Annotated in this window: 12 protein-coding genes; 8 read left to right on the top strand and 4 right to left on the bottom strand. The window is 61.3% G+C overall.

What is annotated here, in order from left to right; all coding sequences use genetic code 11:
* The first annotated feature begins 246 nt into the window (after positions 1 to 246).
* The 8 genes from B5F89_RS01485 to B5F89_RS01520 all read left to right on the top strand — a co-directional run bounded on the left by B5F89_RS01485 (position 247) and on the right by B5F89_RS01520 (position 8,594).
* Positions 247 to 1,920, top strand: a complete 1,674-nt coding sequence (locus B5F89_RS01485) for a formate--tetrahydrofolate ligase (protein ID WP_087430019.1) — start codon at positions 247 to 249, stop codon at positions 1,918 to 1,920.
* A 178-nt stretch (positions 1,921 to 2,098) separates the two neighbouring features.
* The gene (locus B5F89_RS01490) at positions 2,099 to 2,731 is read left to right on the top strand and encodes a cyclodeaminase/cyclohydrolase family protein (protein WP_087430020.1); all 633 of its coding nucleotides are present in this window, start codon (positions 2,099 to 2,101) and stop codon (positions 2,729 to 2,731) included.
* A 2-nt stretch (positions 2,732 to 2,733) separates the two neighbouring features.
* Entirely contained in the window at positions 2,734 to 3,591 is an 858-nt protein-coding gene (locus B5F89_RS01495) for a bifunctional 5,10-methylenetetrahydrofolate dehydrogenase/5,10-methenyltetrahydrofolate cyclohydrolase (protein ID WP_087430021.1), read from the top strand.
* Between the two features lie 2 nt (positions 3,592 to 3,593).
* A complete protein-coding gene (folE, locus tag B5F89_RS01500; RefSeq protein WP_087430022.1) occupies positions 3,594 to 4,166 on the top strand; it encodes a GTP cyclohydrolase I FolE in 573 nt (190 codons plus the stop codon).
* 10 nt (positions 4,167 to 4,176) lie between these two features.
* Complete coding sequence (locus tag B5F89_RS01505; RefSeq protein WP_255375146.1) at positions 4,177 to 4,749, top strand: 5-formyltetrahydrofolate cyclo-ligase; 573 nt, start codon at positions 4,177 to 4,179, stop codon at positions 4,747 to 4,749.
* Positions 4,750 to 4,899: 150 nt separating this feature from the next.
* Positions 4,900 to 6,279, top strand: coding sequence for a Mur ligase family protein (locus B5F89_RS01510; RefSeq protein ID WP_087430024.1), 1,380 nt, complete (start codon positions 4,900 to 4,902; stop codon positions 6,277 to 6,279).
* A 118-nt stretch (positions 6,280 to 6,397) separates the two neighbouring features.
* Positions 6,398 to 7,186, top strand: coding sequence for a sulfite exporter TauE/SafE family protein (locus B5F89_RS01515; RefSeq protein ID WP_087430025.1), 789 nt, complete (start codon positions 6,398 to 6,400; stop codon positions 7,184 to 7,186).
* A 22-nt stretch (positions 7,187 to 7,208) separates the two neighbouring features.
* Positions 7,209 to 8,594, top strand: coding sequence for a chloride channel protein (locus tag B5F89_RS01520; protein ID WP_239286621.1), 1,386 nt, complete (start codon positions 7,209 to 7,211; stop codon positions 8,592 to 8,594).
* Between the two features lie 42 nt (positions 8,595 to 8,636).
* On the opposite strand, the gene B5F89_RS01525 is transcribed toward B5F89_RS01520, so the two are convergent.
* From B5F89_RS01525 to B5F89_RS01540, 4 genes are all read right to left on the bottom strand, one after another.
* A complete protein-coding gene (locus tag B5F89_RS01525) occupies positions 8,637 to 9,734 on the bottom strand; it encodes a radical SAM protein (RefSeq protein ID WP_087430026.1) in 1,098 nt (365 codons plus the stop codon).
* A 128-nt stretch (positions 9,735 to 9,862) separates the two neighbouring features.
* On the bottom strand, positions 9,863 to 11,659 hold the full coding sequence (locus tag B5F89_RS01530) for a sulfatase (protein WP_087430027.1): 1,797 nt from the start codon (positions 11,657 to 11,659) through the stop codon (positions 9,863 to 9,865).
* A 34-nt stretch (positions 11,660 to 11,693) separates the two neighbouring features.
* Positions 11,694 to 13,130, bottom strand: a complete 1,437-nt coding sequence (locus B5F89_RS01535) for a glycoside-pentoside-hexuronide (GPH):cation symporter (protein WP_087430028.1) — start codon at positions 13,128 to 13,130, stop codon at positions 11,694 to 11,696.
* 111 nt (positions 13,131 to 13,241) lie between these two features.
* Positions 13,242 to 14,324 carry a LacI family DNA-binding transcriptional regulator gene (locus B5F89_RS01540; RefSeq protein WP_087430029.1) on the bottom strand — a complete coding sequence of 361 codons (1,083 nt, stop codon included), beginning with the start codon at positions 14,322 to 14,324 and terminating at the stop codon, positions 13,242 to 13,244.
* Positions 14,325 to 14,442 lie beyond the last annotated feature (118 nt).

The following is a 14,442-nucleotide window of genomic DNA, read 5'->3' on the forward strand; positions in this document are numbered from 1 at the left end:
GGCGCAGAACGACCCCGTTTTCGTATGTGGCGCCCGTCGTTGACGAATCCGTACACTTCTGACGTTTGGGAGCCCCTCAGTGTCAGGAACGTACGGATTTGTTGTGCGCATCGTCAGAAACGTGCGGATACCGACGTGGTCGTGCGCGTACTGGGGACGAGCAGTGACGGCGTTTCTCTCCTCAAGCTCCGGCGGAACGTCTATAGTGGAAGGACATTGTCCGAGCGCATGAGAGGGGTTGCGTTTATGGCGGAGTACAAGAGCGATATCGAGATCGCGCAGGCAGCGGAGGTGCTACCTATCTCGGAGGTCGCCGCAAAGGTTGGCCTTTCCGAGGACCAGCTCGACCATTACGGGAAGTACAAGGCAAAGGTTGACATCCACGCGCTCAAGGACCTGCCTCGCAAGGCAAAGCTCGTGCTGGTGACCGCCATCAACCCCACGCCGGCGGGTGAGGGCAAGACCACCACCTCGGTCGGTCTTGCAGACGCGCTTAATCGTCTTGGCAAGAAGGCGGTGCTTGCGCTTCGCGAGCCGTCCCTCGGCCCGGTCTTTGGTATCAAGGGCGGAGCCGCGGGCGGCGGCTATGCGCAGGTCGTTCCTATGGAGGACATCAACCTCCATTTCACCGGTGACTTCCACGCCATCGGTGCGGCTAACAATCTGCTTGCCGCTATGCTCGATAACCATATCCAGCAGGGCAACGCGCTTGGCATCGACCCGAAGCAGATTGTGTGGAAGCGCGCTGTCGACATGAACGACCGACAGCTTCGCCATATCGTGGATGGCCTCGGCGGCCGCATGCAGGGCGTGCCGCGTGAGGATGGGTTTGACATCACCGTTGCGTCCGAGGTCATGGCGGCCTTCTGCCTCGCATCCGACCTCATGGACCTCAAACGCCGTCTCGGTCGCATGGTTGTTGCCTACACCTATGCCGGCGAGCCCGTTACCGCTGCCGACCTCCATGCCGAGGGCGCTATGACGGCCCTTCTGAAGGATGCCATCAAGCCCAATCTCGTCCAGACGCTCGAGCATACGCCCGCGTTTGTCCACGGCGGTCCCTTCGCAAACATCGCCCACGGCTGCAACTCGGTCCAGGCAACCGAGACCGCCCTCAAGCTCGGCGACTACGTGGTGACCGAGGCGGGCTTTGGTGCGGACCTCGGTGCGGAGAAGTTCCTCGACATCAAGTGCCGCATGGCCGAGCTCGATCCGGATGCCGTGGTCGTGGTGGCGACGGTGCGCGCCCTCAAGTACAACGGCGGCGTGCCCAAGGCCGAACTTACGACCGAGAATCTCGAGGCTCTTGAGGCGGGCCTTCCCAACCTCCTGCGCCATGTGTCGAACATCCAGAACGTCTACGGCCTTCCCGTGGTGGTGGCCATCAACGCTTTCCCCACGGACACCAAGGCGGAGCTGGCGCTCGTGGAGGAGAAGTGCCGCGAGCTCGGCGTGAACGTTGCCCTCTCCGAGGTTTGGGCCAAGGGCGGCGAGGGTGGCGAGGCGCTCGCCCAAGAGGTTATGCGCCTTACCGAGCAGCCGCACGAGTTCCATTTCTCCTATGAGACCGGTGCCACGATCGAGGAGGCGCTCGAAGCGGTGGCGACCAAGATCTACCACGCCGACGGCGTCGACTACACCCCCGGTGCGAAAAAGCAGCTGAAGCAGCTTCATGACACCGGTTTTGGCAACCTTCCCGTGTGCGTCGCGAAGACCCAGTACTCCTTCACCGACGATCAGCATCTGCTGGGCGCGCCCGAGAACTTCCGCATCACGGTGCGCAACCTCAAGGTTTCCGCTGGCGCCGGCTTTGTCGTTGCACTCACGGGCGACATCATGACGATGCCGGGTCTGCCCAAGGTGCCTGCTGCCGAGAAGATCGACGTCCTCGAGGACGGCACGATCGTGGGGCTCTTCTAAGGCTATGGTTGACGAGGCACACGGAGGACCCTTCGGGCGTGGTCCTCGGCCTACTGCACCAATGGTGCAGTAGGCCTGCGGGAAACGCCCTGCGGGTCCTCCGAGCGCCCTCGTGACGCAAACTTACAATTCTCCATGTTGCCAGAACCCGTTCTCATTCATCTGAAAGGAGCCGTCTGTGGCCGAGAACTTGTGTGACTTGAGCTGTGCCGAGTTTGCCGGGCTGCTTGCCGCCAAGGTGCCCGCGCCCGGCGGTGGCGGAGCGGCGGCGATGGCGGGCGCCCTCGCGGTGGCACTCTGCTCCATGGCGGGAAACTTCACGGCCGGTAAGGCACGCTATGCTGCGGTCGAGGACGATATGCAGCGCATTCTCAACGAGGCGGAGTCGCTTCGCGCAGACTTGCTCGCCCTCGTTGAGGCCGATGCCCATGCCTTTGAGCCCTTGGCCCAGGCCTATAAGATTCCCGCGGACGACCCGGGTAAGACGCGTGCGCTCGAGACGGCGCTGCACGGTGCCTGCGCGGTCCCGCTCGATATCATGCGCGCCTGCGCGCACGCTCTCGATCTGCTTGAGGAGATGGGGGAGAAGGGGAGCCGCATGATGCGCTCGGATGTGGGCTGCGGTGCGGCGCTCGCCGCCGGTGCCCTTCGCGCTGCGCATCTGACGGTGCTCGTCAACACAACATCGCTCGCGGGCGACCCCGTTGCGCGCGCCTTTGAGGACGAGGCGGACGAGCTGCTCTCATCCTATATCCCGCGCGCCGATACACTCGCCGCGGGTATTGCTGCGGCGATTCGCGAGGAGGCGTAAGAATGGCGGAGCTTTTGCGCGGTGCCCCGGTGGCCAAGAGTATGACCGAGGAGGTTGCCGAGCGCGCCGCGCTCCTCGCTGCCGCCGGTGTCACGCCCAAGTTCGCCATTGTGCGCGTGGGAGATAACCCGAGTGACGGCGCCTATGTGCGCGGTGCGCTCAAACGCGCCGAGCGTGCCGGCGTCGCGACCGAGCTCGTCTCTCTGCCCGACACGATCTCGCAAGATGAGCTTTTGGGCGAGATTTCCCGCATTAATGCCGACTGCTCTATTCACGGCTGTCTTTTTTTGCGCCCCTTGCCAGTGCACATGGACGAGCCTGCCGTATGTGCGGCCCTTGCACCCGAGAAAGATGTTGACGGCATCACGCCCGGTTCCCTCTTTGGCGTCTTTGCCGGGGAGGAAACCGGGTTTGCCCCGTGCACGGCGGAGGCGGTCGTTGAGTTGCTCGAGCGTTCGGGCGTCGAGATCGCCGGCTCGCGTGTGACCGTCGTCGGACGTTCGCTTGTTATCGGCAGACCCGTCGCCATGCTGCTCATGGGTAAGAACGCCACCGTCACCATCTGCCATACCAAGACGCGCGACCTCGCCTCCGAGTGCGCGCGTGCGGACATCCTGGTCGTCGCTGCGGGCCACGCCGCCACAGTGGGGGCATCTGCCGTGTGCGACGGACAGGTCGTCGTCGATGTGGGCATCAACGTAGATGAAACCGGCGCCCTTGTGGGCGATGTTGCATTCGACGAGGTCGAGCCCCTTGTGCGCGCTATCACGCCCGTGCCGGGAGGGGTTGGGGCGGTCACCACGGCCGTCCTCATGAAGCATGTTGTCGAGGCCGCCGAGCGCGCGGTCCAGAAGGGATAGCCATGGCAGTAGATCTAGAGCGCGCGCAGGCCGCCGTACGGGAGTTTTTGCTGGCGGTAGGTGAGGACCCCGATCGCCCGGGTCTTGTTGAGACGCCCGACCGGGTCGCGCGGGCTGCCGCCGAGCTCTTCGGCGGCTACGATGAGGATCCTGCTGTGCACCTGCGCAAGCAGTTCCACGAGAGTGATAACGAGGAGATGGTCATCGTGCGTGATATTCCCTTCTCCTCGATGTGCGAGCACCATATCCTGCCGTTCACGGGCAAGGCGCATGTCGTCTATATCCCGCGCGCCGGCCGCATCACCGGTCTTTCCAAGATTGCTCGCTGCGTCTCGGGGTTTGCGCACCGCATGCAGCTGCAGGAGCGCCTGACCGCCCAGATTGCCGACGCCCTTATGGCGGAGCTCGAGCCGCTCGGCGTGCTCGTGGTGCTTGAGGCGGAACACACCTGCATGACCATGCGCGGGGTACGCGCTGCAGGCGCTCTCACCGTCACCTCGGCGGTCCGCGGCGGCTTCAAGAACGATATCAAGACGCGCGAGGAGGCCCTGCGTCTGATCGGGCTCAATGGCTAGCGAAAAGGACATGCTCCGGCGGCAGCTCCGCACCGCGCGCGATGCTATGTCGGCAGCAAAGCGATGTGAGCTAGACGAGCGTATAGCCGGGCACGTCCGCTCCCTCCCATGCTGGCACGACGCACAGGTGCTGTTCTGCTACCTTTCGATGGGGTCGGAGCCAGAGACGCGCCCGTTGATTGAGCGTGCGTGGCACGAGGGCAAGCGCGTGCTCCTTCCGCGTGTTGTGCCCGATTCCCCGGTGCTCACATGGCATTACGTGAACGATTTCTCCCGTCTTGTGCGCAGTGCCTTTGGCATTTTCGAACCAGTACTGGGGGTGCACCCAACCTGTCCTCCCTCCACCATGATGGAGCTCGAGGGAGCGGTCGCCATCGTTCCGGGCATCGCGTTCGACCGTCGCGGTTTTCGGTTGGGGTACGGCGGGGGCTATTACGACCGCTTTCTCGCAGCTTTTCGCGGCACCTCAATAGGGATTTGTTTCTCAGACGGCGTGCACGACGATCTGGGCCGCGACGGATGTCTCGACCTGTGGGACCGCGCCGTGGATATCCTAGTGACCGACGAGGGCGTCGTGCGTTAGGGCGGGTTGCGTCCACCGAGATGCCTCGTTAAGCTGTACGGTGCCGTAATGCTTGGCGGTACGGGGGACCGCCGTGTCCAAATCGCGATTCTTCGCATATCTTGCGGCTAAAGGTCGCGATAGCGAATTGATACCAAGGGGGCTCACACGATGGGCGAGCAAGCTAGGGACGAGCAGGTCTACCAGGTGCCGTTTGGCATCGAGGAGCTTACATTTGAAGAGGCAGTTGCGCTCGCGGCAGACACCGGGACCATCTCGGGCGATGCCGGCCCGCTTTTGGAAACCGTTATCGATATGCTCGACGAGCTCGGTCGCCCTGATCGCTATTTCGATTGTCTGCAGGTTGCGGGCACCAACGGCAAAACATCTACCGCGCGTTTCTGCGCCGCTATCCTCGCCGGAGAGGGCCTCCGCTCTGCCCTCTATACGTCGCCCCAGCTCGTGCGCTATCCCGAGCGCATGGAGATTGCGGGCCGTGTGGTTTCTGACGAGGCGTTTGCCCACGGTGTATCTGCCGCTCGCGCGGCGGGCGAGCGCGTGAGCGCGCGCCGCACCGAGGCGGGGGAGAGCGCCTATACCATCACGCCGTTCGACCTGCTTACGGTTGCCGCACTCGTCATCTTTGCGGAGGCGCGCGTAGACGTGGCGGTGCTCGAGGTGGGTATGGGCGGCCGGTGGGATGCCACGAGCGCCACAGATCCCGTTGCCGTCGCCATCACGGGCATCGGGCTCGACCATATGAGAATCCTTGGGAACACGCTTGCGGCCATTGCCGGCGAGAAGGCGGCTGTCATCAAGCCGGGACGCTCCGTCACACTCGGCGAGGGCACGCATGAGCCGAGTGTGCAGTGCGTGATGGATGAGCAGTGTCGCGCCTGCGACGTGGTGCCGGCAGTCGTGAATCATGTGCTGCTCACGACGCCGACGCATCTGGGGGACGCGTTTGAGTTCTCCACCACAACCCGGCGCGCTATCTACACGCCTCGTCTGCGCAAGCCCGTATACCAGGCTCAGAACGCCGCGTGCGCCATTCAGCTTGCCGAGGACTACCTCAACCGGCCGTTGGATGAAGCGGTGCTTGAGGCCAGTCTTATTGATTGCCCGACGCCCGGTCGCTTTGACACGGTCCGCCGCGACCCGCTGGTGCTTATCGACGCCTGCCACAACCCGCAGTCCTGCGAGGCGTTCGTCTCGGCGCTCGACGAGATTGCGCCCGCCGTCGCCGACCGCCCGACGCTTCTCATTGCCGCTCTGACGGACAAGGACGTTGCCGGTATCGTCGATGTGCTCGTTCCGGCGTTCCCGTGCGTCGCGGTCACGCAAACCGCCTCGGAGCGCGCGATGGCGGCCGCAGACCTCGCCGCCATCGTTGGGGGAAAGCTGCAGGCTGCAGGGCGCCCTGAAACAGATCTGGTTGGGGTGCACCCCACGGTTGAAGCTGCGCTTGATGTCCTCACGAGCCAAGGACGCTCAGTGGTCGCCGCTGGCACCATCACGCTTGCCGGTGAGGTGGCTGGCCTGTTCCGGTAAGGCGCATATCTGAAAAGAGCCTTGCGATAGCGTTGCGGCTTGCGCCTCGGGCGTATACTTAACAGCGCTGTTGGACGGATGCCGGTCCCGTCTGGTTTCGATAGAGAGGTTCACGCTCGTGTACGTATTGTTTTTCCTCATCAGCTTCGGCGCTTCCATCATCGGTGCCATCTGCGGCATCGGCGGTGGCGTGATCATCAAGCCGGTGCTCGATGCGAGCGGGACGCTCCTTCCCGGTACCATCAACTTCCTTTCGGGCTGCACGGTGCTCGCCATGACGTGCTACTCGGTCCTCCGCAACCGCCTTTCGGGGGCGACCTCTATCGACGGTAAGACGGCGCTTCCCCTCGCGGTTGGCGCGGCGGTGGGCGGCCTCGCCGGCAAGCAGCTCTTCGATGTTGTCGAGGGACTGTTCCCCGACCCGGCGCTTGCCGGTGCAGTGCAGGCCATAGCGCTCGGCATCATCACGCTCGGCACCCTTGCCTACAACCTCAACAAGGACCGCATCAAGACGCTTCAGATCGCCGGCGCCGCGGCATGCGTCGTCATCGGTTTCGCGCTCGGCGTCATGTCCTCCTTCTTGGGCATCGGCGGCGGCCCCATCAACCTCGTGGTACTCTACTTCTTCTTCAGCATGGGCACCAAGCAGGCGGCACAGAACTCGCTGTTCATCATCCTCTGCTCGCAGGCAACGAGCACCATCACGAGCCTGCCGACGGTGGACTTCAGCGTTATCGACATGACGCTTATCATCGGCATGATCTTCTGCGGCATCATGGGCGGTGTCTGCGGGCGCATCATCAATAAGCGCATTGACGAGAAGCATGTCGACAAGCTCTTTAGCGGCCTCATGGTCGTTATCGTCCTTGTGTGCATCTACAACGCTGCAAAGCACCTCATCGGCTAGGCGCATTCGGAGGCGTTTGCAGATGGAGGAGAACGAATCGGGCAAGGTCACGCGAGCCGGTGCGAGCCGACTCGGCGATGCGCTGAACATCGAGGGCATGCGCTTGCAGGAGCGCATCTTTAGGATGGATGCCGAGCGTGGCCTTAGAAACCTCAGGGACTCCACGCGGCTGATGCTGCTCGTACTGTTGGTCTCCGTACCCATGGGTGTGGCGGCCTGGGCGTTTCTCGCTGCGCTCGACGCGGTCACCGCGCTTCGTGAGACGTACGGATGGCCCGTGTTCCTGCTCCTTCCTGTGGTTGGTGTCTTTACGGCCTGGCTTTACCGCGTCCACGGCAAGGACGCTGCGCGCGGCAACAACCTGGTGATTGATTGCGCCGTTACCGGTCGTGACATTCCGCGGCGTATGGCGCCCTTCACGTTTGTGTGCTCGGTGGCAACGCATCTTGCAGGCGGCTCGGCAGGGCGCGAAGGTACGGCGGTGCAGATTGGCGGGACTATCGCCGATGCGGTCTCTCGCGCGTTCAAACTCAAGGAGTATGATCACCGCGATCTTATGATGGCGGGCATCTCCGCTGCCTTCGGCGGGGTGTTCGGCACGCCGCTTGCGGGGGCGTTCTTTGGTATGGAGATGTGCTATGTAGGCAAGCTCCACTATGCTGCGGGCATCTACTGCCTTGTTGCCTCCTTTGTGGGAGATACGGTCGCCACCTTGCTTGGCACGCCGCGCGAGGCCTACCTCATCGGCCGCATTCCCGAGATAGCTCCTGCGACCATCGCTCTTGCCGTGGGCGCCGGCATTGCCTTTGGGGTTGCCGCGCGCCTGTTTTCTGGTGCCATACGTTTTGTGCGCCATTTCTACGCAGCGCATATCACGAGGTACCTTCAGGCGGCGCTCGCGGGCGCAGTCGTGTTGCTGGCGACGTACGCGGTGTTTGGGCTCTGGCGCTATGCCGGTCTGTCTTCTTGGCTTGTGGAGGCTGGCTTTGCGGGGGAGACCACACCTGTCGACGCCGCATGCAAGCTTGTAATGACCGCGCTCACTCTCGGGGCAGGCTTTCAGGGTGGCGAGGTAACGCCCCTCTTTGGCATCGGCGCGGCGCTCGGCGGATGGCTGGGCGGCGTTTGCGGGGTCGCCCCGTCTTTTATGGCGGCGCTCGGCATGGTGGGCCTCTTTGGCAGTGCGCTCAACGTTCCCATTACCACCATCATGCTCGGCATCGACCTCTTCGGCGGACACGCCGCGCCTTATTTTGTCATCGTGTCGTTCGTGGGCTACCTCATTGCCGGGCACCGGGGCGTCTACCCCGCACAGCGCATCGTCACGCCTAAATGGCGCTCTTTGGGCGAAGATGCGGGCGATACGGTCGAGCAGGTCATCGAGCGGCATCGCGACGGCGTGGTGTAGCTTTCTGCGCTTTGTCGACAGTGTTGTTCGGGAGGCGCCCCTCTACCGCCTGCGCGCGAGGGCTCGGGCGATGCGCTCCATGGCGGGGGCGGCGTCTTCGAGGAAGTCGCGATAGCCGCACCAGTCGCTGCGATAGTAGGCGATGTTCAGCCGCTTGCAGTTCCGGTGACAGATGCCTTCGAAGGGACAATCGGAGCAGGCAGAACAGGGCCTGCGTGGCTCAGTGAGAAACGTTTTGAGCGCCGGGGACGCAGCCAGCTCCTCCAGGGAGTTTGTCTTCACGTTGCCCAACAGGTACTGATCGAGGACGTAGAAATCGCACGGGTAGACGTCTCCTGTGCTCTCCACCACAAACTGCGGCGAGCATGATCCGAGCATTCCGCACTGCTGAGGATGCACGCCGGCGAACATGGGGATGAGGTTGTCGAAAAGCGTTACCGAACGATAGGTACCGTGCTGGAACTCCTCTGCCCACAGGCGGAAAAACGTCTTGTAGAACGAGGAAAGGAGCTCTGGCGTGAGCGAGAACTCGTCCTCTGCGTCATCAAGGCCAGGGAGGCAGGGGATGAGCTGCACGTAGTCGAGGTGCTCGCGCTGGTAGAACTTGTAGAGCTTCTGAGGATGCTTGGCGAGTTGTGCCGTCAGCACGGTGAGGATGTTGAAAGCCGCCCCGTGATCGCGGAGCTTCCTGATGGCATTCATGACACGGCGATAGGTTCCCTTACCCTCTGCATCGGGGCGAAGCCAGTCATGGAGGTCGCGGTAGCCGTCGAGCGACACCCCAACCAGAAAGTCGTGCTCTGCGAAAAACGCCGCCCATGCATCATCGACAAGATATCCGTTCGTCTGCAGGGCGAAGTGCACCGTCTGGCGCGCTCGACGGTCCTGCACGTAGGCGACAAACCGCTCGAAGTAATCGAGGCCGGCACAGGTTGGCTCTCCGCCTTGGAACGCAAAGGTTATCTCGGCGTCCTCTCCAAGGCCGAGTGCGCGGTCGATGAGGGCGCGCATTGTCTCATCATTCATGATGCCGTGTGTCTTTACCTCGCGGTGCTCGGACACGTCGGCATAGAAGCAGTAGCGGCAGCGCATGTTGCAGAGCGCTGAGGCGGGCTTGATGAGGAAGCTGATGCGTTTCACGGCGTTCCTTTCAAGGCAAGGGCGGGCTGCACCTACTATAGCGCAGCCCGCCCGCCTTTCTTGCGCGCAGAGGCGCGCTCCTATAGGGGAGGCGAGGAGGGGAGACGCTCCGCGCAGTCGATGGGCAGTTACAGATAATCGCGACCGATAAGGCGCGTGAAGTAGTCCATCATCTGCCAGGTGTCGGCATCGAGCGTGCTCTTAAGGTAGGCGCGCACATCATCGGCAGTGACGCGCTCAGACCCGCGCTCACGCATCCATGTGGCGAACGCCTCGCGCGTCTCGTCTCGCTTCTCGGCAGGCACCGATCCCATCATGGTCCAGAGGATGTTCTTAGCCTCACGGTCCCAGGGCAGGTCCTCGAGGATGCCCGGCTCGACATCGGCCTCGAGCTGGGCGCGTCCTGCAGCAAGGGTCTCAAGTGTGACCTCATCCGGGTTCTTCGAAAGGCCCATGCGGGCGTACTGCTCGGCAGGGGCATCGTTCTCGTTCATGAGACGCACCATGGCACGAGCGAGGCGAAGCTCAGTCTCAGGGTCGTCGATGACCAGCGTTTGGCCGGGGTCCGTCTTAACGTCGTAGAGCTTCGTGCCGTAATAGCCGCCGTTGCATTCGGTTCCGCCCACCGGAATCTGGAGAACCGGGCAGTCTTTGGTGAAGCGGAAGGGGTCGACGAGCTTGGCTTCGCGCATCTCTGCCGGGCTGAAGATGGCACGCATGTGCGTGGGCATGAGCGTGTACTCGTAGTTCTCCCCGTTGTCCATGGTGACAGGCCCGCGCATATAGGTGTAGTGACCGTCGGTGATGCAGGTGTAGCTCGCGTGCATGCCGTAAAGACCGTACTCGCGCACGGGCTCATCGCGTTCGATGACGGGCGTGAGCGGACGGCCCTCCATGTCGGCGGGCAGGGGCAGGCCAAAGTAGTCGAGGATGGTCGCCGGCAGGTCGATGGTCTGGACGAGTGAGCTGCGATGGACATTTGTCACCTTGCTACGCGGGTCCCAGATAAAGAGCGGCGTGTTCACGATCTCGTTGTAGAGCGGCATCATGGTTTTGCCCCACCAGCCGTGCTCGCCAAGAAGGAAGCCGTGGTCGGTGTTGACGATGAGCATGGTGTCGTCCCAAAGCTCGTACTCGTCCATCTTGTCGAGCACTTTGCCAAGGTAGGTGTCGCACATGGTGATGAGGGCAGCATAGAGGCGGCGCACGTGAGCGACCGTATCATCGTCCTGAAGCACGGCGTCGTAGGGAGGCCAGTCGGCGGGTAGTCCCTCGTAGTCGTCGGGGTACAGGTCGCGGAACGCCTGCTGTGCAAAGAACGGCTCATGCGGGTCGAACGTTTCGATCTGGAGGAACCAGTCGTCCGTATCGTGGTTTTCGTCAATGAAGTCGAGGCCAGCTGTGAACGTCACATCCTGGGGCATCTTGCGCTGGTCGGTCCCGATGTAGGCGCGGTTCATCGCGTCGTGACGCTCAAGGCGCTGCTTGATGGGGTGCGGCGCAGCACTTGCTGAGAACAGCGTCTCGGTGGGCTCCATGCCGATCTTGGCCTTCCACGGGTCGCCCTCCTGGCCGCGTGTGCACTCCCAGCTCTCATAGCGCGTGTGGTAGGTTGCGCCACCGTCCTCCCAGTAGTGCTGGTGGTCGGAGACAAGATGCGTGTAGACGCCGTTATCTCGCAGGATCTGGGGCGTGGAGTCGTCGAAGGGCTCAAGCGGTCCCCAGCTGCGGTGCAGGAAGTTGTAGCGCCCCGTGTGAAGCTCGCGGCGGGCGGGCATACAGGGCATGGAGCCCGCATAGCTGCAGTCGAACGTGACAGCGTGCTCGGCCAGGCGCGTGAAGTTGGGCGTCTGCACCCAGTCGCAGCCGTAGGGCTCGAGGAAGTTCCTGGTTAAGGTGTCGTACATGACCATGATGGCCTTCATAGTGCTACCTCCTTGTGTTATTGGCTATGCCCTACTATTCTTTCGCATCGACTTCTGCCTCGGCCGCCTCATGACGACGACGCAGCTCTTCACTGATGGCAAGAGAGCGCTCGTCCGTCAGCCGATACATCTTTGCGCAGATGATCACGACGGCCATAAGGACGCAGGGAGCCGCCCAGCGAAGGATGACAATTGCGCTATTGACCACAGGGGTCTGCGCCTGGTTAGCGACGTAGCCAAGCGCTCCGATGACCGCGATAGGCAGGGACTGGCCGAGCGCCTGACCAAACTGGTTCATAAGCTGAACGGCGGCTTGTGCAAGGCCGTTTGCGCGCTTGCCGGTGTTGTACTCGCCCCAGTCGACCACATCGGGAATCATTGCCCACATGAGCGTGCCAACCACGCCGTTAAGCAGGTTGAACACCGAGATGAAGAAGGTGAGAACGCCAACAGAGGGATTGGGGATAAACATAACGATGAGATTGGGAACCATGGCTGCAGCAGCGAAAATCATCAAGGAGCGGCGCTTGCCCCAAATATGTGTCACAACGGGCGTGAGCACAGGACCAAGGAGCGCCGTGGCAACACTAAAGGCCGTGGTGGCAACAATCCAATCCTGATGTCCCAATACGTAGGTAAAGTAATACATGTTGATGGCACCGCTGATGCCTGCGGAGGCAAGAGCTGCGAAGAAAATGCCGGAGAGAAGCAAAAGCTCACGGTTCTTGAAAGCGTCGATGGTGGAGCGGACGACATCGCCAAGCGTTTCCTTCTGCGGCGTCGCAACTCCTTCTTCCTTTGCAGCTTCAATAGCCTCAATCTGAGCGAGCTGCGGGGTGTCATACGTGCGCGCCGTCCAAGCGACCGCCCAGTAGCAGAGGCAGACAAGAGCGCCCATGATGATGCCGTAGTTGGACCAACCTTGCTGGCCTCCACCGCAGAGTTCGACAAGCGGGAGGGCGAATGCGCTCATGAGCTGTGGGATGACCGCGCAGCCATTACGGATTGCCTGGACCGTTGAGCGCTGCTTGGGGACCTCAGTGATGATGCTTGCGAGAGAGTTCGCGGGAATGATGACAAGCGAGGAAATGACAACGTAGAGGATGTAGGCGGCGCAAGCGTATACGACCTTCATCGTGGGGTCGAGCGCTGGGGTTGAGAATACCGCCCAGATGCATACACCCCAAAACGGTGCCATAACGATGAGGAACGGACGGTACCTTCCGAATTTAGTGTTCACGTGGTCTGCAATCACGCCGATTACCGGGTCGACAATGGCATCGATGATCTTTGAGGCAAGCATGAGGGCGGATGCGATCGCCGGCGCAAGTCCAAAAATGTCGGTGTAGAAGAAGCTGAGGTACGAGCCCATGAATAAGAAGGGGATGTTTGACCCGATGCCCACGAAGCCGAAGCCGAGCATCTCTACAAATGTTGCCTTTCGCAGGTTTGTTGATTGCTGTTGTGCCATGAACCTGTTCCTTTCTGGTATCCTTAGCACTAGTAAAACGATTAACTAGTCGGCTAGTAACCCCCTTTCCTGATCCATTCTTTTGCTCGCTATTTGTTTGGGTGTTGTTTATTAGCTTTCTACTGTTGGGCGCTCGTTGACAATCTGCTTGCGATGCACGTCGAAACAGCGAATGGGAAGCAGATGGCTTTGGGGCGCGTTTCCTTCGATGAGGGAGACGAGCGTATCGACGCAAACTTTTCCTGCCTGAGCATTTGGCATTACGCAGAAAGCATCAGTACCGCTCATGCTAAGAGACTCGCTGGCAAGATCGGTAAACATTACGTTCGGCAAAGGGAACGCGCTACGGATAATTGCGGACCAACCTGGCCAGCTGCATACGATGGCATCCCCAGGCCGGATGCGCCCGCTAAGGAGTTTACGGAACGTCGTATCAAGGTAGAACGCGTAGCTATGTGTGGGATCTTCGGACATCTCGAGGCGGGTGTCGGCGAACTCATCATCAAGTTGAATCTGTACGTCGACATCGATGACGATAAGGTTCTCCGTTGCATTTGCCTCGGCGCACGCCTGCCTGACGCCTTCCTCGCGAAGTGTCTCCTGTGCATTGTTCACCGAAGGGCGGATATAGAGCAGCCTCTTGTGGCCGTACGACAGTGCGTTGCAGGTTGCATCTGCGGCGCCACCTCGGTAATCGAAGTCGACAGCGCTGTATTTCGTTGATGGGATCTGACAGTCAAGCGCGACGAAAGGGATGTTCCCATCAATGACTGTTTGGAGGCTCTCGCTGTCTGGTCCTTCGGTGTCGTGACTCATAAAAATGACGCCGTCGATGTTGCATTGATAATACGCTGCAAGATAGTCGCGCATGCCATTGGGCATTATGCGATTGCGGCAAAGAGAGAGGCGATAACCGCGATCGCTCGCCTCCTGAAGCATTCCTTCGACGGTTCGGCCGTAGCGGGAGTTAGAGAGACTTTTACCTACCACGACTCCAATGGCGTGTCCGTTTCGTTGGCGCAGGGAGCGCCCATTCTGGTCGGGGAGATAGCCGAGCTTGCGTACAGCAGCGAGCACGCGTTCACGCGTTGCTTCGCCAACGTTGCGTTTTCCATTTAAGACATTGGAAACTGTCGCAGTAGTAACGCCGGCAGCGCGGGCGACATCACGTCCGGTTACGCGCTTCTCCACCATGCGACCAGCTCCTTTGCTTCGTTAATCGATTTTCATTAATCGATAAATGCATCATACAAACTTTGCTAAGAGTCTGTTGTTTTGCTCGGCAAGCGGTCCATAAAGCGTCGTTAATCGG

Source organism: Collinsella sp. An307 (assembly GCF_002161805.1).
Classification (GTDB): Bacteria; Actinomycetota; Coriobacteriia; order Coriobacteriales; family Coriobacteriaceae; genus Coprousia.